Source organism: Microbulbifer variabilis, assembly GCF_023716485.1.
Classification (GTDB): domain Bacteria; phylum Pseudomonadota; class Gammaproteobacteria; order Pseudomonadales; family Cellvibrionaceae; genus Microbulbifer; species Microbulbifer variabilis_B.
Genome location: NZ_CP092418.1, coordinates 467,287 through 489,187, shown reverse-complemented (window position 1 = coordinate 489,187; position 21,901 = coordinate 467,287). Strand labels below are relative to the sequence as shown.

Annotated in this window: 20 protein-coding genes and 1 tRNA gene; 15 read left to right on the top strand and 6 right to left on the bottom strand. The window is 51.0% G+C overall.

The genetic code is table 11. The features are described from left to right. Positions 1 to 118 precede the first annotated feature (118 nt). Both MJO52_RS02125 and MJO52_RS02120 read left to right on the top strand, forming a co-directional pair. The gene (locus MJO52_RS02125; RefSeq protein WP_252084351.1) at positions 119 to 1,402 is read left to right on the top strand and encodes a YeaH/YhbH family protein; all 1,284 of its coding nucleotides are present in this window, start codon (positions 119 to 121) and stop codon (positions 1,400 to 1,402) included. Next, positions 1,396 to 2,985 (top strand): SpoVR family protein, encoded by a 1,590-nt coding sequence (locus MJO52_RS02120; protein WP_252084350.1) that lies wholly within the window; start codon positions 1,396 to 1,398, stop codon positions 2,983 to 2,985. Before MJO52_RS02125 ends, MJO52_RS02120 begins: the two co-directional genes overlap by 7 nt. An 82-nt stretch (positions 2,986 to 3,067) precedes the next feature. Here the strand turns inward: MJO52_RS02120 and MJO52_RS02115 are convergent, their stop codons facing one another. Next, complete coding sequence (locus MJO52_RS02115) at positions 3,068 to 3,640, bottom strand: helix-turn-helix domain-containing protein (protein WP_252084349.1); 573 nt, start codon at positions 3,638 to 3,640, stop codon at positions 3,068 to 3,070. Positions 3,641 to 4,175: 535 nt separating this feature from the next. On the opposite strand from MJO52_RS02115, the gene MJO52_RS02110 reads away from it, so the two are divergent. From MJO52_RS02110 to MJO52_RS02090, 5 genes are all read left to right on the top strand, one after another. Then, the gene (locus MJO52_RS02110) at positions 4,176 to 5,396 is read left to right on the top strand and encodes a multifunctional CCA addition/repair protein (protein WP_252084348.1); all 1,221 of its coding nucleotides are present in this window, start codon (positions 4,176 to 4,178) and stop codon (positions 5,394 to 5,396) included. Further along, positions 5,380 to 6,117 (top strand): pteridine reductase, encoded by a 738-nt coding sequence (locus MJO52_RS02105; RefSeq protein ID WP_353505462.1) that lies wholly within the window; start codon positions 5,380 to 5,382, stop codon positions 6,115 to 6,117. Before MJO52_RS02110 ends, MJO52_RS02105 begins: the two co-directional genes overlap by 17 nt. 108 nt (positions 6,118 to 6,225) lie before the next feature. Then, entirely contained in the window at positions 6,226 to 6,921 is a 696-nt protein-coding gene (locus MJO52_RS02100) for a response regulator transcription factor (RefSeq protein WP_252084347.1), read from the top strand. Then, complete coding sequence (locus MJO52_RS02095; RefSeq protein WP_252084346.1) at positions 6,905 to 8,152, top strand: sensor histidine kinase; 1,248 nt, start codon at positions 6,905 to 6,907, stop codon at positions 8,150 to 8,152. Before MJO52_RS02100 ends, MJO52_RS02095 begins: the two co-directional genes overlap by 17 nt. Before the next feature lie 202 nt (positions 8,153 to 8,354). After that, positions 8,355 to 9,413: a type 1 glutamine amidotransferase domain-containing protein gene (locus MJO52_RS02090; RefSeq protein WP_252084345.1), complete on the top strand. Its 1,059-nt coding sequence runs from the start codon at positions 8,355 to 8,357 to the stop codon at positions 9,411 to 9,413. Between the two features lie 20 nt (positions 9,414 to 9,433). On the opposite strand, the gene MJO52_RS02085 is transcribed toward MJO52_RS02090, so the two are convergent. Then, the gene (locus MJO52_RS02085) at positions 9,434 to 9,895 is read right to left on the bottom strand and encodes a winged helix-turn-helix transcriptional regulator (RefSeq protein WP_108731589.1); all 462 of its coding nucleotides are present in this window, start codon (positions 9,893 to 9,895) and stop codon (positions 9,434 to 9,436) included. Positions 9,896 to 10,043: 148 nt separating this feature from the next. On the opposite strand from MJO52_RS02085, the gene MJO52_RS02080 reads away from it, so the two are divergent. Beyond that, a complete protein-coding gene (locus MJO52_RS02080) occupies positions 10,044 to 11,156 on the top strand; it encodes an NADH:flavin oxidoreductase (RefSeq protein WP_252084344.1) in 1,113 nt (370 codons plus the stop codon). A gap of 68 nt (positions 11,157 to 11,224) precedes the next feature. Here MJO52_RS02080 and folK read toward each other — a convergent pair whose 3' ends face one another. Genes folK through tsaD form a run of 3 tightly spaced genes read right to left on the bottom strand, consistent with a single transcriptional unit; the run spans position 11,225 to position 13,188 of the window. Continuing rightward, positions 11,225 to 11,716, bottom strand: a complete 492-nt coding sequence (gene folK / locus MJO52_RS02075; protein WP_252084343.1) for a 2-amino-4-hydroxy-6-hydroxymethyldihydropteridine diphosphokinase — start codon at positions 11,714 to 11,716, stop codon at positions 11,225 to 11,227. A gap of 2 nt (positions 11,717 to 11,718) precedes the next feature. After that, a complete protein-coding gene (gene folB, locus MJO52_RS02070; RefSeq protein WP_252084342.1) occupies positions 11,719 to 12,108 on the bottom strand; it encodes a dihydroneopterin aldolase in 390 nt (129 codons plus the stop codon). Positions 12,109 to 12,153: 45 nt separating this feature from the next. After that, entirely contained in the window at positions 12,154 to 13,188 is a 1,035-nt protein-coding gene (tsaD, locus tag MJO52_RS02065; RefSeq protein WP_252084341.1) for a tRNA (adenosine(37)-N6)-threonylcarbamoyltransferase complex transferase subunit TsaD, read from the bottom strand. Positions 13,189 to 13,361: 173 nt separating this feature from the next. Here tsaD and rpsU point away from each other — a divergent pair, with 173 nt between their 5' ends. The 6 genes from rpsU (at position 13,362) to MJO52_RS02035 (ending at position 19,182) form a co-directional block, all read left to right on the top strand. After that, positions 13,362 to 13,577 (top strand): 30S ribosomal protein S21, encoded by a 216-nt coding sequence (gene rpsU / locus MJO52_RS02060; protein ID WP_020411530.1) that lies wholly within the window; start codon positions 13,362 to 13,364, stop codon positions 13,575 to 13,577. Between the two features lie 201 nt (positions 13,578 to 13,778). Beyond that, positions 13,779 to 14,225 carry a GatB/YqeY domain-containing protein gene (locus MJO52_RS02055; protein WP_252084340.1) on the top strand — a complete coding sequence of 149 codons (447 nt, stop codon included), beginning with the start codon at positions 13,779 to 13,781 and terminating at the stop codon, positions 14,223 to 14,225. Positions 14,226 to 14,249: 24 nt separating this feature from the next. Next, a complete protein-coding gene (gene dnaG, locus MJO52_RS02050) occupies positions 14,250 to 16,211 on the top strand; it encodes a DNA primase (protein WP_252084339.1) in 1,962 nt (653 codons plus the stop codon). 195 nt (positions 16,212 to 16,406) lie between these two features. After that, positions 16,407 to 18,287: an RNA polymerase sigma factor RpoD gene (gene rpoD, locus MJO52_RS02045; protein WP_252084338.1), complete on the top strand. Its 1,881-nt coding sequence runs from the start codon at positions 16,407 to 16,409 to the stop codon at positions 18,285 to 18,287. Positions 18,288 to 18,377: 90 nt separating this feature from the next. After that, positions 18,378 to 18,797: a diacylglycerol kinase gene (locus MJO52_RS02040; protein WP_252084337.1), complete on the top strand. Its 420-nt coding sequence runs from the start codon at positions 18,378 to 18,380 to the stop codon at positions 18,795 to 18,797. A 308-nt stretch (positions 18,798 to 19,105) separates the two neighbouring features. Then, positions 19,106 to 19,182 (top strand) — tRNA-Ile (locus tag MJO52_RS02035). A gap of 356 nt (positions 19,183 to 19,538) precedes the next feature. Here the strand turns inward: MJO52_RS02035 and MJO52_RS02030 are convergent. After that, positions 19,539 to 20,051 (bottom strand): hypothetical protein, encoded by a 513-nt coding sequence (locus MJO52_RS02030; protein ID WP_252084336.1) that lies wholly within the window; start codon positions 20,049 to 20,051, stop codon positions 19,539 to 19,541. Between the two features lie 741 nt (positions 20,052 to 20,792). Between MJO52_RS02030 and MJO52_RS02025 the strand changes: the two genes are divergently transcribed. After that, complete coding sequence (locus tag MJO52_RS02025; RefSeq protein WP_252084335.1) at positions 20,793 to 21,806, top strand: zinc-dependent alcohol dehydrogenase family protein; 1,014 nt, start codon at positions 20,793 to 20,795, stop codon at positions 21,804 to 21,806. The last annotated feature ends 95 nt before the right edge of the window (positions 21,807 to 21,901 follow it).

The following is a 21,901-nucleotide window of genomic DNA, read 5'->3' as shown; positions in this document are numbered from 1 at the left end:
GCTGAAAAATTTCGTCTATTAGGATCCCTATAGGGGCCCTAATAGACGACAGAAGCATTTCTGAATAGATTACATGGTGGCCTTGCCAGATGGTTTTATTCAGACTAAAGGCAGAACTATGAGCTATATCATCGACCGCCGCCTAAATGGAAAAAAGAAAAGTACTGTAAATCGGCAACGCTTTTTAAGACGCTATAAAGCCCATATCAAAAAAGCCGTGGGTGACGCTATGAACAGCCGATCCATAATGGACATGGACAAGGGCGAACGCATCAGCATTCCTACCCGGGATATCAGTGAGCCCCTTTTTTCACATGGCTCAGGGGGTCATGTCGAGCGTGTTTTACCCGGCAACAAAGAATTTACCACAGGGGATCGTATTCCACGCCAGCAACCTAAAGGTGGTGATGGCAATGGCGGAGGAGCCAGTGATAGTGGCGAGGGAGTGGATGACTTTGTCTTTCAAATTTCACAGGAAGAATTTCTCGACTTTATGTTTGAGGGGCTACAACTGCCCAACATGGTTAAACAAAGGCTCGCCGGTAATGAGTCCTTTCAAGTTGTCCGCGCTGGAATCAGTAACGAAGGCACCCCTGGTCGGTTAAATGTCATTCGCTCCTTAAGAGCAGCTCATGCTCGTCGTATCGCACTCACTAGTAGTAAAAGACGAAATATCCGTGAACTAGAGACATCCCTAGAGTTAGAGGAACAAAAAGATACTGCTTTGCGCGATCAGCGCAAGATAGAGGCTCTGAAAGGCGAAATCGCTGAGTTGCGCCGCCGTGTTGGGCGGGTGCCATTTTTGGATGATTTTGATCTGAAATACAATCTATTAATCAAACAACCAAAACCTCGTTCGCGTGCGGTTATGTTCTGCCTTATGGACGTATCCGGCTCTATGAATCAAGCCACTAAAGACATGGCTAAGCGCTTTTTCCTCCTGCTTTATCTATTCCTGCAACGCAGTTATGAATACACAGAAGTCGTTTTTATCCGCCACCACACTAGCGCCAAGGAAGTGGATGAAGAGGAATTTTTCTACTCTCGTGAGACAGGGGGAACCATCGTCTCCAGCGCTCTGAAGTTAATGAGACGGATTATGCACGATCGATACCCGGAGAGTGAATGGAATATTTACGGCGCCCAAGCTTCAGATGGCGACAACTGGAATGATGACTCCAGCACCTGCCATCGTATCCTAATTGACGACATCATGCCCCATGTACAGTACTACTCCTACGTGGAAATAACTCCCAGAGACCACCAAGCCTTGTGGGAAGAATACGAAAGTGTACGTACCCTATTCCCAAATCACTTCGCCATGGAGCAAATTGTGGATGTGCAGGATATTTACCCTGTATTCCGTCAACTGTTCAGCCAGAAGGTGACCGCTCGATGCTAGATACATTTGCCAGCGGCAGCGATTCGCAAAAACCAGAATCAGCAAACCCTATTTCTACCACCTCAGAGTGGACATTTGAGCTGATCCAGGAATATGACCTCGCCATTGGCGCGTTGGCGGACGAATTTGGCCTGGATACCTACCCCAATCAAATTGAGGTTATCAGTTCAGAACAAATGATGGATGCCTACTCTTCGGTGGGTATGCCAGTGGGCTACAACCATTGGTCGTTTGGCAAGCAATTTATAAGTGTTGAGAATAATTATCAGCGCGGTTTAATGGGGCTCGCCTACGAAATTGTTATCAACTCCAACCCCTGCATCGCTTACCTCATGGAGGAAAACACCATGACAATGCAGGCCTTGGTGATCGCTCATGCATCCTATGGACACAATTCTTTTTTCAAGGGCAATTACCTTTTCCGCTCCTGGACGGATGCCAGTAGTATTATCGACTACCTAATCTTTGCCAAAAATTATATTTCCCGCTGTGAAGAACGCCACGGGCTTGATGAAGTCGAGGCCATTCTCGACTCCTGCCATGCCTTAATGAACTACGGCGTGGATCGCTATAAACGCCCTTACCCCATCTCAGCTATTGAAGAAGAGCGCCAACAACAGGAGCGTGAAGAATATCGGCAACGTCAACTCAACGATCTATGGCGAACAATCCCAAAACTTGGAGAAGGCACCGAGGAAACCAATGAGAAACGTTTTCCGGAGGAACCTCAGGAGAACCTCCTTTACTTTATCGAAAAAAATGCCCCCTTACTTGAAGGTTGGCAAAGAGAATTAGTACGTATCGTGCGCAAGCTCGCACAGTATTTTTATCCACAGCGCCAAACTCAAGTCATGAACGAGGGGTGGGCCACTTTTTGGCACTACACACTGCTAACAGAACTCTACCGGCGAGGACGAGTGACTGAAGGCTTTATGATGGAGTTCTTACAAAGTCATACGAACGTGATCTATCAGCCCAGTTTTGACAGTCCTTATTACAATGGCATCAATCCATACACCTTGGGCTTCAGTATATTCAGTGATCTCAGGCGTATCTGTGAAGAACCGACTGATGAAGATCGCCGCTGGTTCCCAGATATCGCTGGGAGCAATTGGCGAGAAACACTCCAATTTGCCATGCGTGACTTCAAGGATGAGAGTTTTATCCTACAGTTTCTCTCACCAAAAGTGATGCGCGATATGAAACTCTTTTGTGTCAGCGACAACGATCAGGAAAATGAAATTGTTGTCAGTGCAATCCATGACGAAAGTGGTTATCGACAACTTCGGGAGAATCTCGCCGGCCAGTACAACTTGGGTAATCGAGAACCCAACATACAGGTTTACTCTGTAGATACACGGGGAGATCGTTCACTCACCTTAAATCACACCCAGCATCGCCGCCGGCCACTTGGCAAAGATACTCCGGAAGTTTTAAGGCATCTACACAGACTCTGGGGTTTTGATATACATCTAAACAGCCTCAACGGCGATGAAATTACGGCTAGCTTCCACTGCCCTGAACAGGGCCGTGATCGGCAGGAAGGAGAAGAGGAGTCAATGCTGATTCCGAAACCTATCTGAATCTTTGCACGGGAGCTTTTTATTAAAACTCCCGTGCAAACGGGGCGAATGGCCAGGAATAAATCCAGGCAGAAAACTTGGCTTAGTGATCAGCCTCTAGCAGCAACCTGGCTTTAGCAGCCAGTTCACCGCGTTCTTCACGATGTGCCAGAAGGGCATCGGCCCCCGCATCCAGCCAGCGGGCTTTATCCAGATCTTCCTCAGCAGCCACAACCAGGATACGTAGGCTGCTATACTCGCTGCGCGACCTCAAGTAATCCAGTACCTGAAAGCCCCCGTCACCAACCAATGCGGCATCGACAACCAACAGCGCCGGCTTAGCATTAGCTAATAAAACACCAGCAGAGAAACTGTCACCAGCCACTTCAATTTCACAGCCGATATTTTTCAAGGCCTGGAGGCCTGAAGAAGTCAGTTCCGGATCTGTTGTCAGCAACAGAACTTTGCGACTGGGTATCGCCAGGTCATTCGGCACTGGCATAGAGTTATCCCGCAGGAAACCCACGAAGTCCTCTACACAAATCCGATGGTCGCCACGCCCAGGAAGCTTGTAAGCCTTGAGCTGCCCCCGCTCAATCCAGCGAATCACCGTTCGGAAGTTGACCCCACAATACCGAGCCGCTTCCCCGGTGGTTAGCACATGTAGTTCGCTCATATTTATTCTCCCCAACAACTGCAATCCTTGACGACCAGGTCAATTTCAAAAGCCCCAACTCCATCCCCCGAAGCCAGGCGCGAAATTATCCTGCCCAACAGGATCGCCCCTATAAATTATGCTGTTCAATGCTGCAAAACCAGCCCGAAATTCGGTCCATGTATTTAGTTAACGAACAGAGATACAACCCCCTCAAAAAATACTAAAAGATATAGTTGACAGGTATGACAGGTCACATAGAATGACTTCAGATTTAGCGGTACCAGTGTGTCGCCAGATCCTCTCCAGCGGGTATGGCCGGTAAGTCAGCGATCCCGCTATTGGCAATTAGATGTTTGCTAAGCGAATACCCTAAGACCCTGGGCCCCCTTGTTTTTTCGGGGCCTTTTTTTTATCTTGCCAAAACCTCTGACTCTCCTTCCCTGCTTTCTTACTTATCCAGCAGCACCCCTGCGGACATTGCCGGAACTAATGGACTTATGGCAGTACAATCACCTACCGAATTAATGATATCTCCAGCTCTGGAGAACAATTTTTGAAGATCTACCTTGTTGGCGGCGCAGTGCGCGACAGACTTTTGAATCGTCCAGTTACCGAGCGCGACTGGGTAGTGGTTGGGGCAGATGCAGATAGAATGCAGGACCTCGGATACAGCCCAGTCGGCAAAGATTTTCCAGTATTCCTACACCCTGAGACCGGTGAAGAATACGCGCTCGCTCGCACCGAAAGAAAGAGCGGACACGGCTATGGCGGTTTTACAGTTAACGCCGATGCCAATATCACCCTGGAAGAGGATCTCCTGCGGCGAGATCTCACTATTAATGCCATTGCAGAAGACACCGACGGCAAGCTAATAGACCCCTACGGCGGGCAGAAAGATCTGGAGGCACGGCTTTTGCGCCATGTTTCTCCTGCATTTGCCGAAGACCCCCTAAGAATACTGCGAGTAGCCCGCTTTGCCGCCCGCTACCATCACCTTGGCTTTAGCGTTGCCCCTGAGACCATGATACTCATGCGCCAGATGGTAGAAGCGGGTGAAGTGGAATATCTGGTGGCCGAGAGGGTCTGGAAAGAGGTAAGCCGGGCGCTTACCGAGCCAGACCCCGATATTTTTATTCGGGTACTGCGAGACTGCGGCGCCCTATCAGTACTTTTACCAGAGTTAGAGAATTTGTTTGGTGTTCCCCAGCCGCCCAAACACCACCCCGAAGTGGACACTGGAGAACACGTACTGCTAGCCCTGCGCGCCGCACCGGCAGAGCTCCCCTTGCGTTTTGCAGTACTGCTACACGACCTGGGCAAAGGACTGACTCCCGAGGAGATTCTCCCCAGCCACCACGGACACGAGGCCGCAGGCGTACCTCTTGTAAAGGCCGTCTGCGAGCGCTGGCGTACCCCAAAAGACCTGACTGCACTAGCTGTCGGGGTCTGCGAATACCACCTGCATTGCCACAGAGCCTTCGAATTGCGCCCACAGACCATTATGAAAATGATCCGCAGTCTGGATGCCTTGCGACGTCCCGAGCGATTTGAAAACTTTCTTCGCGCCTGTGAGGCAGATGCCCGAGGTCGTGAGGGGCTGGAGAATCGAGATTATCCACAGGTAGACTTTTTACGCGCCGCTCGAGATGGGGCAGCAGCAGTAACTGCCGAGGGGTTGATTAAACAGGGCTACCAGGGTGCGAAACTCGGGCAAGCACTGGACCGGGAGCGCATCAAGGCAATCACCAAAGTAAAGGATGACTACATTGCGTAATGTGTTGATTACCGGTGCCGCTGCACGCCTGGGTCGTGCTATTGCTGAGGAGCTACATAGAGATCACAGAGTTGTTATTCACTATCGCAACTCGGCTGATACTGCCAAGGCCCTGGCAAACGAGCTGAACCAACGTCGCCCCAACTCTGCCATAGCGTTGCACAGTGAGTTGAATAGCGCCGAAGCCTGTTCCAATCTGGCCCAGCGCGCACAAGAGGCCTGGGGCGGTATTGATGTTCTGGTCAACAATGCCTCAGCATTTCACCCCACACCTGTGGGAAATGCGACCGAGGAGGACTGGGATCGGCTGGTGGGCAGCAACCTCAAAGCCCCTTTCTTTCTCACTCAGGCCCTGAAAGAAACACTCAGCCAACAACAGGGTTGCGTTGTTAATATGGCGGATATTCACGCCGAGCGCCCGATGCCCGAGCACACTATTTACTGCGCCGCCAAGGCTGGGCTGGTAATGCTGACAAAAAGCCTCGCTCTGGAGCTGTCTCCCCAGGTCCAGGTCAATGCAGTCGCCCCCGGTGCCATTCTTTGGCCGGAGCAAGAGGCAACTAACGAAGCCAAGAAAGCACAGATCACCCAGCGCATTCCTTTGGCCCGAACCGGTGACCCCAGTGATATCGCCAAAACCGTGCGCTTCCTGGTCTGTGACGCCCCCTATATCAACGGTCAGGTTATTGCCGTTGACGGCGGCCGTAACCTCAATATCTAGAGCAGTCCAACCAATATCTAAAACAGTCCAACAACGGGGCTTCACTTCAATTTCACCGGCACTCTGTCAGAATGTTTTGTAACTTCCTCTGCCAAAAGAGATTTGCCGGTGCGCTCACTGAAGATATTGTTGATTGAAGATAACCCCACTATCGCCCGCCAGCTTGCCGAATTCCTACATGCTGAGGGCTGGCAGATAGATTATGCCCACCGGGGTCACCAGGGCTTACAGCTGGCCCTGGAACAAATCTTCGACCTGATTATTCTCGACCTGGGCCTGCCGGATATCGACGGCTTGGAGGTCTGCGAAAAGATCAAGGCACAAGCGCCAGTTAACATGCCAATTCTGATGTTAACTGCCCGAGATGCTCTCGCAGATAAAGAACGCGGATTTGGTATCGGTGCCGATGACTACTTATGTAAGCCCTTCGAACCAAGGGAACTGATACTGAGATGCCGTGCCCTGGCACGTAGACACCAGCTGCATACCAGTGAAGAAATTAAGGTCGGTGATTTACAGATAAACCAGCGCCAGCAAACGGCCTACCGGGATAAACAACCTCTGCCCCTGACAACTATCGGTTTTCGCATTCTCACTATGCTCGCCCAGGCGTCGCCAGCACCAGTAAGCCGCTCGGCAATAATCCACCATATTTGGGGTGATGAACCCCCAGAAACAGACGCCTTAAAATCCCACATTTATAGTCTTCGCCAAGCACTGGATAAGCCTTTCCAGGCCCCTATGTTGAAAACCATCACCAATCTCGGTTATCAGTTGGAAACTCCCAATGCGCGAAACCAGTAATTTACAGAGGAAGGTCTTCGCTATTTTTGGCAGTTTTACCCTGCTGCTATGCTTGGTGTTTTTTGCCATTTGTATGATGGTGGCCTATGTAGTTGAAGACCATTTACTCGATAACTTATTGGCCGGAGAAGTCCGCTACCTCGAACAGCAGGCAAGACTGACTAATGCGACCCCAGAGCCACGCCTACCCTATTTAACGCTATACACTGAAAGCAAAATAATTCCGGCCGAACTGCGCACTGCCTTACCAAGCTATGCAGAAAAGGCTGAGTGGTTTAGTGATACTGAACATCACTTCCATTTACGCAGAGTACATTTTCCGGACAACCATTCCCCCGTTCTCGTAGCTGAAGTCAGTGAATTGCTCACTGTTACCCGACAATCTTCAAAGCTTCTCTGGCTTTTTGCCAGCGCCTGTATCTTGACCCTACTCTTAGCCCTCTATTGTGCTTTTCGTATTTCCCGTAAAACCATCGCGCCTGTAGTAACCCTCGCTAAAGCAGTTCAGCGGCAGAGAAACTGCGATTCTCAAATTTCCCTGCCCTATAACAATGAACAAGATGAAATCGGTTATCTCGCAAGTACGTTGCAAGACACTCTTAACCAGCTCAAGCTAACATTGCACAGGGAAACTGAGTTTACCCGGGATACAAGCCATGAGTTGCGCACCGGACTAACCATTCTGAAAAGCACACTGGCTCTCAGTCAAAATCGGGAAATGACTTTAGCTGAGAAAAATGAGCTATTAGAAACTGTTACCGGTATGGAAAAAACCGTTAAGACACTATTAGCCCTCGCCCGCTCTGAGTCTCTACAGTCGGAAGATATCCCATTGTGCGCTTTACTAGAGGAACGTCTTTTAGCTCAACACCAGTTAATTGTACAAAAGCATTTTAATGTTGATTTAAAGTTAGGGCACAAAGTCAGAGTCCTGGCCAATCGACACCTGGTAAGTCTGCTCTTCGACAACTTGATCAGCAATGCATTACAGCACGCTACCAGCCCTGAATTGGTTATTACCTATAAGGGGGACACACTCTTTTTTGAGAACGCCACAGACAACCAATTAGATCTAGAAACCTCCCTCTTACCCGGCCAAAAAAGGGAAGGCAGTGACGGTATTGGTCAAGGCCTTTTCCTGGCCAAGAGAATCTGTGAAGCCTTAAATTGGACCATCTCTATCCAATGTCGGAACAATATTTATCAGTGCGCTCTATCTTTTACACAGTAGCGTTCTAAGATTCAAATTTTTACCGTATGTGCTCGAGATGCATAGTGAATCGGCATCCATACCTTATACAATCTCGAGTGCAGCTTTTTCTTTCTTCCCAAATAGCAATTACAATCTCACCTGAATTTCACCTTCCATCCCTTATTCTCCTACGAACTCACTTGAAGATTTTCCGTCTACTACTGCAATTTTGGAGATTAATATGTTGAAGAAAATTGTTATTTCCCTGGCACTGACTTTGTCCGTATTTTTTGGTTTTATTATTTGGATTAAGGGCCTAATTCCAACCCAAGAGCAAGACTTTTCCACTACGACAGTAAGTGACTTGCCGTATTTACAACAATTACCCAGGGAAAGCCGAGGAAAAATCTTAGCTGTTGTCACCAGTACTGAAACGATGGGAGGTAGTGGCAAGGCAACTGGTTATGAATTAACTGAACTGGCACGCCCCTATTACATCTTCTCAGCCAACGGATTTATTGTCGATATTGCCAGTCCCAAAGGCGGCAAACCGCCTGCGGTGATCGATAAAGATGATCTGGGGCCTTTCGACTATGCCTTTCTCAATGACCCGGAGGCACAACAAAAGGTCAATCACAGTATTCCTATCGATCAGGTATCAGCAGAGGATTACCAGGCCGTATTTTTTGTCGGCGGTAAAGGCACCATGTTCGATTTCCCCGACAATCCCCATATCCGGTCCCTGGTGCGGGAAATCTATAACAGCGGCAAAATTATCGGAGCGGTATGCCACGGGCCAGCAGCCCTTGCTAATGTCACCCTGGATAATGGCAAGCCCTTAATCGCCGATCGGCAGATCAGTGCTTTTACTAACGAAGAGGAGCTTTTTCTTATCCCTGACGCCGAGCAACGATTTCCATTCCTGCTTGAGGATCGCTTACGTGAGCAAGGCGCGTTTTTTCAGGCTGGGCCCACTTACCTGGAACAAGTCAGCGTGGATGGCCAGCTTATTACCGGGCAAAACCCCTGGTCCACCTGGCTGGCGGCTGAGAGTATGGTAAGCGCGATGGGGTATACCCCTGTTCCACGCCAAATCACTCCGGCGGAGCAGACCGTCAAATTACTACTCACTTATGAGCAGCGCGGCTTTACCGAGGCCACAGAGAAATTACACAAGCTGCAGGAGAAAGGGGAAATAGACCAGCGCCTACTGGCCATGCACGGCGTTGTCTCTGTAATGCGTTGGGAGCCGGGCAGGGCTCTGGACATAATCAGACTGCTATCCAAGAGCCAGGATTGATAGAGTCCCTCAAAAGCCAGCTAGCCAGCCTGCTCTAGGGGCTGGCCATTTTCATCCACAAATAATACATCGCGAATACTGAGTTTTTGCCCCTGGGCATTCTGTACAGCCACTTCGGAGATAGGCTCACCACTGTTTTTATCGACCAGGTGCATCCCATCTTTATTGCCGTTCCAGCGCAGATTCCATTGGCGCAGGGCGATTACCACCGTAAACAGATCCCGGCCTTTTTCCGTTAAGCGGTACTCGTAGCGAGTACCGTGCTCACCCGCATCAAAGCGCACCAGCACCTCGTTTTCCACCAGGCGAGACAGGCGGTCCACCAGGATATTCTTGGCGATTCCCAGATTGCGCTGGAAATCTACAAAACGGCGGGTACCCAGCATCGCCTGCTTAATTATCAGCAGGGACCACCAGTCCCCCACTTCATTCAGGGCACAGGCCAGAGAACAGTCGAGATCATCAAAGCGTTTACGTGACATACCCCTAGTATACCGGTAAAAGAGTTGCAATACGAAACCAGATATTGAACTCAGCCTCGAAATAAGGTCTTATAACGCAACCGTTTTAATTGTGACCTAGTGGGACCAGTGAGTCCCAGTGTTGAATCGAGACATTCAGGAGAGAAATATGAGTGGTTCCCTGGACAACCTACTGCGTCCTTTCGAGCATAAGTCCCTAAAGCTGCGCAACCGGGTCGCTATGGCCCCCATGACCCGCACTATGTCACCGGGCTATGCCGCCAACGACCAGGTGGCCGGCTATTACCGCCGCCGAGCTGAAGGTGAAGTAGGGCTGATTATTACCGAAGGCACCTTTGTTAATCATAAGGCCGCCAACGGCTACGAGAATGTACCGGCAATCTACGGTGAAGCCGCTCTCGCCGGCTGGAAAAAAGTGGTAGACGAAGTACACGCTGCCGGTGGCCAGATTATCCCGCAGTTGTGGCACGTAGGCTCCGTGCGCAAAGAGGGCATAGGCCCGGATAAATCAGTGCCCGGCTACTCCCCCTCAGGCCTGTTCAAACCCGGCAAGCCCAATGGCCAGGCGATGAGCAAAGAGGACATTCGGGAAGTTGTACAAGCTTTTGCAGACGCGGCGAAAGCAGCCAAGGAAATTGGGTTTGACGGCGTAGAGATTCACGGCGCCCACGGCTACCTGATCGACCAGTTTTTCTGGGAAGGTACCAACCAACGCGATGACGAGTACGGTGGCTCCATCGAAAATCGCACCCGCTTTGCAGTGGAAATTATCAAAGCGGTACGTGAGGCCGTAGGCGAAGATTTCGCCATAGTGCTGCGCTACTCCCAATGGAAGCAGCAGGATTACGAAGCCAAGTTGGCGCAAAACCCGGAAGAACTGAAACGCTTCCTGACTCCGCTAGTTGAAGCCGGCGTTGATATTTTCCACTCCTCTACAAGACGCTTCTGGGTGCCAGAATTTGAGGGTTCTGATCTCAACCTGGCAGGCTGGACCAAGGAGTTGACTGGAAAACCAGTAATTTCTGTCGGCAGCGTCGGCCTTGACGATGATTTTATCGGCGGCAATAACCAGGGCATGGGCGGCACTGCCAATCCTACCGATTTAGGCGAACTAACTCGCCGTATGGACAACCAGGAGTTCGACCTGATTGCCGTTGGCCGCGCACTATTACAAGACTCACACTGGTTCGCCAAGGTACGTGAAGATCGCGCGGAGGAAATCACGCCGTTTACCAAAGAGGCGCTAATGAGCCTGAGTTAATTTTTACTGACAAAAAAGCAGCCTTAAAGGGCTGCTTTTCTATCTATATTTTTTAATAATTATTGGAATCACGGCCAAATAAATTCTACCGGCCACAATTTTTGTGAAGCCTGATCGTACTCATTCCACAGCTGACGGTAAGTTTTCTGCTCAATTGGGTGCAGTACTTCCGGAGCAATCTCTGCCAGAGGCTGTAAAACAAAGGCATTTTTTACAATCTCACCTCGAGGCAATTTTACCCCGTCGACAGTCCCAGTCAGCTGATCATAGGTAAGAATATCAATATCTAGGGTGCGCGCACTGAATTTAGGTCCGGAGCGCAGGCGGCCGTTGGCATCTTCGATACCACGCAGACACAGGGCCAGCTGCCCTACCGGCAGGTCAGTTTGTAGTCCCACCACCAGGTTGTAAAAATTATCCCCAGGAAATCCCACCGCTTCGCTCTCGAAAACCTGGGACACCTCCAAGTCGCCAAACTGTCCTGCAAGGGCATTCAGCGCTGCGCGGATATATTGCGCGCGATTGATATTACTGCCGAGGCTGAGATACACCTGAGCCACGTTTACACTCCCGCAGACATCGCTGCTGCACCTTTTGCTGGCCTTTCGCCACGCTCAATAATGACACCCACATCCCTGGACCCTCGGACCGCACCCGGCTTAGACAAACGCAGTCGCAGCCAGCTTACGGAAAACTCTTCCCTGACAATTGCCGCAGCCTGTTCCGCCATAGTTTCCACCAGCAGGAACTCGCTGCTTTCAATAAAAGCGATCAAGCGCTTGGCCACCGCCTTATAATTCAGTGTGTGCTCGATATTGTCTGTAAGCGCCGCCTCGCTGATATCGAAAGCCATTTCTATATCAAGGCTGACAGTCTGGCGTACTTCACGCTCCCACTCGTAAATACCGATAATGGTATTCACCTTTAAATCCCGTATATAAACAATATCCATTTATCGGCTCTTTTCTTTTTACTGCCAGGATGCCCCTGGGATTTCTTAAAGTTCGGTCTTGGGCAATTCTGTCATTGGCCAACGTGGACGCACATCAACTGCAAGGCTCGTCTGTTCTCCGGCTTGCAAACGCAAACTACCGGCATAGGCGATCATAGCGCCGTTATCGGTGCAAAACTCATGACGGGGGTAGTAGACGCTGGCACTATCCTTGCGCAGGCTCATTTCCAAACGTTCACGCAACAATTTATTCGCGGAAACCCCACCGGCAATGACCAGAGTTTTATAACCAGAGGCTTTAATTGCACGACGACATTTAATCACTAGAGTATCCACGACCGCCTCTTGGAAGGCTGCCGCAATATCCGCACAGGTCTGTTCATCCGGCAGACCATCTTCGAGGGCGTGCTGACGCACAGTGGTCAGGGTGAAGGTTTTTAAGCCCGAAAAGCTGAAATCCAGCCCCGGTCGATCAGTCATAGGGCGAGGGAATGTAAAGCGTTTGGGATCACCTTTCTCAGCCAAGGCTGCCAATCGCGGACCACCGGGGTAGTCCAGATCGAGCATCTTGGCCGCCTTGTCAAAAGCTTCGCCAGCGGCATCGTCCAAGGATTCCCCCATCAGTTCGTAGTCGCCAAGACCGCGCACTTCTACTAATTGGGTATGACCACCAGAGACCAGCAAGGCCACAAAAGGAAAAGCCGGTGGATTGTCCTCCAGCATCGGAGCTAATAAATGCCCCTCCATATGATGCACCGCCACAGCGGGCACCCCCCAGCCATATGCCAGGGCGCGGCCGGCACAGGCGCCCACCATCAGGGCGCCAACCAAGCCTGGACCGGCGGTATAAGCTACACCCGCCAAATCGGAAGGCTTGGTATTGGTCTTCGCCATTACCTGCCGTACCAACGGCAACAGCTTGCGCACATGGTCGCGGCTTGCCAGTTCAGGGACTACACCGCCGTAATCGGCGTGCAGGTCAACCTGACTAAATAGAGCATGGCCGAGCAGACCGGACTCAGAATCGTAGATAGCGACGCCAGTTTCATCGCAGGAAGTTTCTATACCGAGGACGCGCACTTGATTTCATTCTCGTGACTACTTCGAGGGGCGGTTATCATACTGGAAAATGGGGTTGCGATCCCGTATAGGAGTGTTTAGAATTTGCGCCCTCGCTGTGAACCGGCCACCGGATGCAACTGCGAGAGCATTGCCGGAATGGCCGAGAGAAACGAATTTTAACAGGTATCCTAATGCCCTCTGTACGAATCAAAGACAACGAACCTTTCGATATCGCTCTGCGCCGCTTCAAGCGCTCCTGTGAAAAAGCAGGCGTACTGTCTGAAGTACGTCGTCGCGAGTTCTACGAGAAGCCCACTGCTGTTCGTAAGCGCAAAGCTGCTGCCGCTGTTAAGCGTCACGCTAAAAAGCTTCAGCGCGAAAACCGCAAGTTTCAGCGTCTCTACTAAGAGCCGCAGGCTGAATAAGCCTGTCGCAGCGAGGCGGCCGGACGGGCTTAGCCCGTAGCGGAGCTATAAAGAACGGCGTGCGAGCCCTACTCGCGCGCCGTTTTTCGTTCTGCCAACCGCATTCTCCATGCTCGGCGGACGCGCTATCCTTAGCGCTCAACCCAATAAACCACAATCAATGCCAATCCCGGAACACTCACTATGAGCACTCTCAAGGACACCCTGACTCAAGCGACCAAAGACGCAATGAAAGCACGCGACAAAGAGCGTCTTGCCACCCTGCGTTTAATCAATGCTGAGATCAAACGAGTTGAAGTGGATGAGCGCATCGATCTGGATGACGCGCGTATCCTCGCTCTGCTGGACAAGATGACCAAACAGCGCCGCGACTCCATCACCCAGTATGAAAAGGCCGGCCGCGCCGAGCTGGCTGCAGTGGAACAGGCGGAGATCGAAGTCATCCAAGAGTTCCTGCCCAAGCAGTTGACCGAAGAGGAGATTAGCGAAATTGTCGCTTCCGCCGTGCAGAGCACCGGGGCCAGCGGCATGGCCGACATGGGTAAAGTGATTGCCCAGGTGAAGCCTCAGGTTCAAGGCCGTGCAGATATGGGCGCAGTCAGCAAATTGGTTAAGGCCCGACTGGCCTAACGCCCAGCCGGATTGCAGAAAAGTATGCCCAGCAAGATCCCCCAGCACTTTATCGACGACCTGCTCGCCCGCGCAGATATCGTCGAGCTGGTGGACAGTAGGGTAAAACTGCGTAAGACCGGAAAAAACTACTCCGCCTGCTGCCCCTTCCACGACGAAAAAACCCCCTCTTTTACCGTGAGCCCAGACAAGCAGTTCTACTACTGCTTCGGCTGCGGCGCCAACGGCAATGCAATCGGCTTCCTGATGGAATACGATCGCCTGCCATTTCCCGAAGCCGTGGAAAAACTGGCAGCCACCCGCGGCTTGGAAGTACCCAGAGAGGCATTGGCTCCCGGGCAGGAAAAGCGCCAGAGGGAAAGCCAATCCCTCTATCAACTGACGGATAAAGCTGCAGAATTCTACCGAGAACAACTACGCAACCACCCTGCGGCAGGTAACGCAGTGGCCTACTTGCGCAATCGCGGATTATCCGGGGAAATCGCCCGAGATTTCGACATCGGCTTGGCACCACCGGGCTGGGACAACCTGCTCAACGCCCTGGCCGACACTCCCGAAAAAGCCGACCAGCTTGAACTAGCAGGACTCGCCATTCGTCGCCAGGACAGTGACGGCAACAGCAAACCGGGCGGACGTCACCACTACGACCGCTTCCGTAACCGTATCATCTTCCCCATTCGCGACCAGCGCGGCCGCACCATCGCCTTTGGCGGCCGGGTACTGGGGGATGAAAAGCCCAAGTACCTCAACTCCCCGGAAACCCCGATTTTCCACAAGAGCCGTGAACTCTACGGCCTGTGGGAGGCGCGCCAGGCCAATCGCAACTTAGAGCGCTTGATCGTGGTGGAGGGCTATATGGATGTAGTGGCCCTGGCGCAGTTCGATATCCGCTACGCCGTCGCCACCCTTGGCACCGCCTGCGGCGAAGAGCACATTCAGCTGGCCTTTCGCCATACTAGTGAATTGCTATTCTGTTTTGATGGTGACCGCGCCGGCCGCGCCGCCGCCCGCCGCGCACTGGAATCTGCCCTGCCCCATATGCAGGACGGCCGCAGCCTACGCTTTTTGTTGCTGCCGGAAGGCGAAGACCCCGACACTCTGGTGCGGCAACTGGGTGGAGAACGTTTCCAGCAACTGATAGAAGAGCAGGCCCGCCCCCTGGAGGACTTTCTCTTCGACCTGCTCAGCGAAGACATCAACCTCCAGACCATGGACGGCCGCGCGCGCCTGTCCAAGCTGGCCGCCCCACTGCTGGATTTACTGCCAGGAGGCGTATATCGCCAACTGATGTTCCAGCAGCTGGCCTCGCGTACCGGACTAGACAAAGACACTCTGCAGGAGGTGATTCACGCGGAGAAGGCTCGGAACACCCAGTTACAGCAAGCACAGGCACAGCCAACTGTCACCGGCGCACCCCTCTCTACCGAGCAGGATGAGGAACTCCAACACCGCACCCCGCCGGAACCCTGGCCCCGCGAAGACGAATCTGAATATTCCCCCACACTTGGGGACAGCCCACGCTGTACCGGCCAGTATCGCCTACCTCCTGAACGTATGCTGGTAGCGCTGATCCTCCACCACCCCGAGCTGGCCGCGCAGATTGAGGACTTGCAACAGTTCCTCGGCGCCGACAACCCAGACCTGCTGCTATTTGCCCAGCTGGTGGAGCTTTTCAAGAGCCGCCCACAACTTAACTTTCGCCAATTGATCGGCCACTGGCGCGCCCATCACGGCGCCGAATCCAGCGATATTCTGGCTAAGCTGGCGATATCTCCCCTAGTTTCCGGGGTTCGTCACCTAGCCCAAGGCGATAGCAACCTGGAATACGATCCCCAGGCTGAATTTAACGACTGTCTGCGTCACCTAGAAAAATCCGATACCAAGCAGCGCAATCGCGATCTCTTGGCCCAGTTAAAAGCCGGTGCCCAGCTCAGTCAGGAAGAACAACTGGCTTTATTGGCCAACTGGCGCAGAAAAGACAATTAATCTGCAATAACCCCTTGAAAACTGCGGCCTCAACACTATATTCACTCACCCCGCCGGGCGGGAACGGGAACCTCAGCACCCTAAAATTCACCCCAGAGCCGTTGCTTGACAGCTAGAGTGGTTATTGCTAGTGCATATACGCTATAATCCCGCGTCTTTGTCCCGTATTTTCATCCCCAGAATTCAGGGTTGTGCATGACCGACAAAACCCAGCAACAAACCTCCCGTATCAAGGAGTTGATCGCCCGCGGTAAAGAGCAGGGCTATCTCACCTATGCCGAGGTAAATGACCACCTCCCGGAAGATATTTCCGATCCCGATCAGGTGGAAGACATTATTGGCATGATCAACGACATGGGTATCAAGGTGTTCGAAAGCGCACCAGATGCCGAAGAGTTGTTGATGGCCGAGGGTGACAGCTCCGCCGACGAAATCGCCGCAGCCGAAGCCGCCGCCGCACTGGCCGCAGTTGAGTCTGATGTAGGCCGCACCACCGATCCGGTACGCATGTATATGCGCGAAATGGGCACTGTAGAGCTGCTCACGCGCGAGGGCGAAATCGCCATTGCCAAGCGTATCGAAGAGGGCCTACGCGAGCTGATGGCCGCCCTCGCCTATTGGCCTGGCGCAGTACAGCAAATCATCGATGAATACGCGCTAATCGAGAAAGAGGAGCGCCGTATCCCCGATGTCATCGCCGGCTGGCTCGACCCAGCAGAAGATGTGCCCCCCGGAGCCCAGGCTGGCCAAGCCGCTGTAGTAAGCGACAACAGCAGTGAGTCCTCTGAGAGTGAAGGCGAAGAGGACGATGACTCAGACGACGCCGACGATTCCTCCAGCGAGGAAGAAGAGGAAAACGCCGGCGGTCTCGACCCAGAGGAGCTGGCCGAGCGCATGAATGCGCTGATCGCTGCGCAGAAAGCCGCCGATGAGGCCATCGCCGCCCACGGTCGCGACTCCAAGGAAGTCGGTACTGCTTTGGAAGCCGTCGCCGAGGTATTCCGCTACTTCAAACTGGCACCACGCCAGTTCGATCCTCTCTACGGCGAAGTTCGCGATATTCTCGATAGTGTGCGCAGGCAAGAGCGCATCACTATGAATTTGTGCATCAAGCGTGCACGTATGCCGCGCAAGACCTTTATCAAGGAATTTCCCGGTAACGAAACCAACGAAGAGTGGATCCCCGCGATCATCAAAAAGAAGCGCGACTACTCTGACGCCCTGCGTCATGTCGTAGACGATATCGTTCGCGCGCAACGCAAGCTGGCCCAGTGCCAAGAGCGCTCCGGTCTAGACGTAGGCCAGATCAAAGAGATCAACCGCCGTATGTCCATTGGCGAGGCCCGCTCCCGCCGCGCTAAAAAGGAAATGGTTGAAGCCAACCTACGCCTGGTTATCTCTATCGCCAAGAAGTACACCAATCGCGGCCTGCAGTTCCTGGACCTGATCCAGGAGGGCAATATCGGCCTGATGAAGGCAGTAGATAAATTCGAATACCGCCGCGGCTACAAGTTCTCCACCTACGCTACCTGGTGGATTCGCCAGGCTATTACCCGCTCTATCGCAGACCAGGCGCGCACCATTCGTATCCCGGTGCATATGATTGAGACCATCAACAAGCTCAACCGTATCAGCCGCCAGATGCTGCAGGAAATGGGCCGCGAACCCACTCCGGAAGAGCTGGGTGAACGCATGGATATGCCAGAAGATAAGGTACGCAAGGTCCTCAAGATCGCCAAAGAGCCCATTTCCATGGAGACCCCTATTGGTGACGATGAAGACTCGCACCTGGGTGACTTTATTGAAGACCAGAACCAGTCCTCCCCGGTGGACACCGCCACCCAGACTGGCCTGCACGACGCCACCCGCTCCGTGCTCTCCGGCCTGACCGCGCGTGAAGCCAAGGTACTGCGTATGCGCTTCGGTATCGACATGAACACCGACCACACCTTGGAAGAGGTGGGTAAGCAGTTCGATGTAACCCGTGAACGTATCCGCCAGATCGAGGCTAAGGCCCTGCGTAAGCTGAGACACCCGTCCCGATCAGAGCACCTGCGGAGCTTCCTCGACGAGTAAGCCCCCACGAAAAAGCCCGGTTCGACCGGGCTTTTTTATGTGACACAATCATGACCGCCCGCAAGGGTCTACGGATGGCAGGAAAGCAGCATGCAAAAAGAAGTCGCCAATAAACCGGAAGAGTCTGAAGAAGTCGCCAACAAGCCAGGCAAAAAAGGCATTGCCCGCCTGATTGCCGCCGCCAAATATTCAAGCGAAGGTCTCAGCGCCGCCTGGCGTAATGAGGAAGCCTTTCGTATTGAAGTTATCCTCGCTATCTTCTTTGTCCCTTTTGCCCTATGGGTAGGAGACACCCCGGCTGAACGCGCCGTATTGATAGCAGTTAGCCTGGTGGTATTGCCTTTGGAGCTTATCAATAGCGCTATTGAAGCCACTGTGGACCGCATAGGAGCTGAGAAGCACCCACTGGCCAAGATTGCCAAAGACACCGGCTCTGCCGCAGTAGCGGTGGCCCTGTTAATGTGGTTTATCGTCTGGGGTTGTATTGTGATTCCCAAGTTGCCGATTTAACCGCACTACTTGAAAATCGTTAATTATAAAAAAGGGAGGCTACGCCTCCCCTTCTACAACCTGAACAATGGTACTAATTAACACCAACAAACTGAACAGGCGTACCAACAAGCTCAAAATGGGATATCCATCCCTTACTTTCTAGGCTGGGAAGTTAAAATTTAAAGACCGCTCAAATAATAGCTACTGAGATTGACGTTGTTGTGCAAACACGACAAGAAGAAATTTCTGCCACAAAGGCATTGATTTGAAAGGAAAAATCTTGTACTTTGCCCAACCGCTTGCAACGATACCCGCAAGCAAAGTGTGGGCCCTTAGCTCAGTTGGTTAGAGCATCCGACTCATAATCGGCAGGTCCTGGGTTCGAGTCCCGGAGGGCCCACCATTTTAATCCCCAATTAATCCCTTCTCGTTTGACTCACTGGGTTTCTAGGCGTCTAGGAAAAGCACCCACTTACGCACTACCAACGTTGAAGTAACTAACGATATATCACACCTTTTCTAGAGCCCACTAAATTCAAACATCAAACTATTAATCCGCCATCACTACCAGAATCTCCAAGAAACATAGAAGGCCATAAAAACTTTTACAGCGGATGATACTCTCCACTGGTAGAGAGCGATTAGAAGCCTGAACTATTATGAATAGATCTATATCAAGACTACTCTTAACAACTAGTCGAAGTGTTGTAATTTCAAATAGGGCACTCAATCCTATCAGTAAATCATTAAAAATAGTGTTCAGTTATTTGAAACAGCAGTATCTCTAAATAAATTTTGATCATTCATCCAAGGTATTTTTTCGGCGACATGACATGTCATACATGCAGAGCGGGCATTGGAAAACCCTTGCCAAGCTTTTTTTATATCCCTGGTCTCAAATGCACTAAGCACAGCTTCATATGTTGAGTTTATAAAAATTGCATCCGAGTTTGCCCTCCGGGCAGGACGTTTTAGATAACCATTCTCAATGACAGCTTTAATTTTTTTCCAATGATATATAGCTAGGTCAAAGTTCTCATTCTGAAGTGCCGAATATATGGTTTTGTAACGATCCCCTACCTCCCACATGGAAACAGAAAAACCACCAAGATAGTTTTGCAGTAAAATTAAGCGATCTTTATCATTTTCTGCATTCAACAACCAATCACGCTCATCGCCCGTATCGTAGCTCTCAGAATACGCAAAGTTTTCTACAGATAAAGATACAACCAGAGCTATCAATAACTTATTCCCATTAAAAATCTTTGTCATGAGCTATACCAGTTTCCCAGAGACGTATACCAACTAAATACTTATAGCAGCAGAAAATGACGCCAGTTACTTTCCATTCAAATAATTTTTAATTTCTAGACTTTCAAGCATCCAATTAAATATATTGCAAGCACTTAAACCTTCCATTAGATATAAGATTTTCTCATAGAGAATAATGAATAAAAATTTGAAGTACATAGCCCTATGACCCCTTCAACGCCATACAGAAGAGTCGTGAGCTTAAAGAATATATTGGCAACTCTGCAGAGAAAAGTGATTGACCGTCATCTACATTACCAAGACCACAATGAGTAAAATAATCTGGTTCAGAGCTTCTCTCAGGATTACCCAATAACCATTGCTCTAGGTTAATTTTATCTCAAAGCCAGCTATAACTGATGGGTGGCCACTGCTCCATGCCTGTTAACTCTGTAAATGTCCAATTCCAGAATGGGCAGGAACCTGAATTAAGTAAAGGTACACAAAGTATATTTTAAATTCTCGATTTCCAGTTGAAGTGCGCTATGTAGGATATACTGCACCAGTTAAACAATAGTCAACACCTGCAGCTTGATATGGATGTTCAGCACGCCTGGTTAATAATATCCTCAGATAAGAAGCACAGAATCGGTTGCCAGCCATTGAATTGGTGATAACCCAACCTAATCCTATGATTAGTGGCCATCAAGATTGGCTAGAAGGCCTGAGAACAAAGGCTCTTAAGATTAAAGGAAAAACATAATGAAAGCACTGACGCTAAAAGCACCTGGCGGTCTTGAAAATATCTCTCTGAGCGAAATTAATGACCCCGGCAAGCCCGGGCCTGGGCAGATCCGTGTTGCCATTGGCGCATCCTCGCTCAACTTCCATGATTTGCTGGTTGCCGACGGCAGTATATCTACCGAAGATGGCCGTATTTTAATGTCTGATGGTGCAGGAACAGTTGAGGCCGTTGGTGAGGGTGTCACCGAATTTAAGATCGGTGATTCCGTGGTTTCCTGCTTTTTCCCCCAATGGCAGGCAGGGCCGGCATGTCACAATGTTTGGGGCTTCGCCAATACACCCGGAGATGGCATTGATGGAATGGCAGCCCAGCATGTAGTACGTGATGCCACTGCATTTACCCTGGCACCCAAGGGCTGGAGTCATACTGAATCTGCCACTATTACCACAGCGGGCCTCACGGCCTGGAGGGCCTTGGTCAGCGATGGCAAGGTTAAACCAGGAGATATAATTATAACCCTTGGTACTGGCGGCGTATCTATTGCCGTAATTCAAATTGCCAATATGTTGGGCGCCCAAGTAATTGTGACCTCATCCTCCGATGAGAAACTAGAACGCGCCAAGAAGCTGGGGGCAACTCACGGGATTAATTATAAGACCCATACACAGTGGTCAGAAAAAGTACTGGAGTTAACCCATGGCAAAGGGGCCGATCATATTATCGAGGTGGGTGGGCCCGCCACTTTGGAACAATCCATTCAGTCGGTTAGGGTGGGGGGGCACATTTCCCTCATTGGGGTGCTAACTGGCAGAGAGGGAGAAGTCCCAACAGCATTACTGATGGGAAAACAGGCACGCCTACAAGGGCTGGTTGTGGGAAATCGCCGTGAACAGCAGAATTATGTTGCGGCATTGGAAAGTAATACAGTACATCCAGTTATCGATAAGACATTTCCATTTGCCAATCTTGAGGAGGCTTTTGAGTACCAAACCAGCGGTTCACATTTCGGTAAGATTTGTGTGGAATGGTAATCGTTTATTTTAAAGAGCTATTCTCTAGAAAACGATTAATACACTGCTATCAGCATTTATTATGAATAAACTCATGAATGCGCTCAATGAGTATT

Coding starts and splice junctions, on each gene's coding strand:
- MJO52_RS02105 (WP_353505462.1), top strand. CDS start 5,380: ATGACTACATTGCGTAATGTGTTGATTACCGGTGCCGCTGCACGCCTG.
- MJO52_RS02025 (WP_252084335.1), top strand. CDS start 20,793: ATGAAAGCACTGACGCTAAAAGCACCTGGCGGTCTTGAAAATATCTCT.
- MJO52_RS02030 (WP_252084336.1), bottom strand. CDS start 20,051: ATGACAAAGATTTTTAATGGGAATAAGTTATTGATAGCTCTGGTTGTA.
- MJO52_RS02115 (WP_252084349.1), bottom strand. CDS start 3,640: ATGAGCGAACTACATGTGCTAACCACCGGGGAAGCGGCTCGGTATTGT.
- rpsU (WP_020411530.1), top strand. CDS start 13,362: ATGCCCTCTGTACGAATCAAAGACAACGAACCTTTCGATATCGCTCTG.
- MJO52_RS02090 (WP_252084345.1), top strand. CDS start 8,355: ATGTTGAAGAAAATTGTTATTTCCCTGGCACTGACTTTGTCCGTATTT.
- MJO52_RS02125 (WP_252084351.1), top strand. CDS start 119: ATGAGCTATATCATCGACCGCCGCCTAAATGGAAAAAAGAAAAGTACT.
- MJO52_RS02120 (WP_252084350.1), top strand. CDS start 1,396: ATGCTAGATACATTTGCCAGCGGCAGCGATTCGCAAAAACCAGAATCA.
- MJO52_RS02040 (WP_252084337.1), top strand. CDS start 18,378: ATGCAAAAAGAAGTCGCCAATAAACCGGAAGAGTCTGAAGAAGTCGCC.
- dnaG (WP_252084339.1), top strand. CDS start 14,250: ATGCCCAGCAAGATCCCCCAGCACTTTATCGACGACCTGCTCGCCCGC.
- MJO52_RS02085 (WP_108731589.1), bottom strand. CDS start 9,895: ATGTCACGTAAACGCTTTGATGATCTCGACTGTTCTCTGGCCTGTGCC.
- rpoD (WP_252084338.1), top strand. CDS start 16,407: ATGACCGACAAAACCCAGCAACAAACCTCCCGTATCAAGGAGTTGATC.
- folB (WP_252084342.1), bottom strand. CDS start 12,108: ATGGATATTGTTTATATACGGGATTTAAAGGTGAATACCATTATCGGT.
- MJO52_RS02095 (WP_252084346.1), top strand. CDS start 6,905: ATGCGCGAAACCAGTAATTTACAGAGGAAGGTCTTCGCTATTTTTGGC.
- MJO52_RS02080 (WP_252084344.1), top strand. CDS start 10,044: ATGAGTGGTTCCCTGGACAACCTACTGCGTCCTTTCGAGCATAAGTCC.
- MJO52_RS02055 (WP_252084340.1), top strand. CDS start 13,779: ATGAGCACTCTCAAGGACACCCTGACTCAAGCGACCAAAGACGCAATG.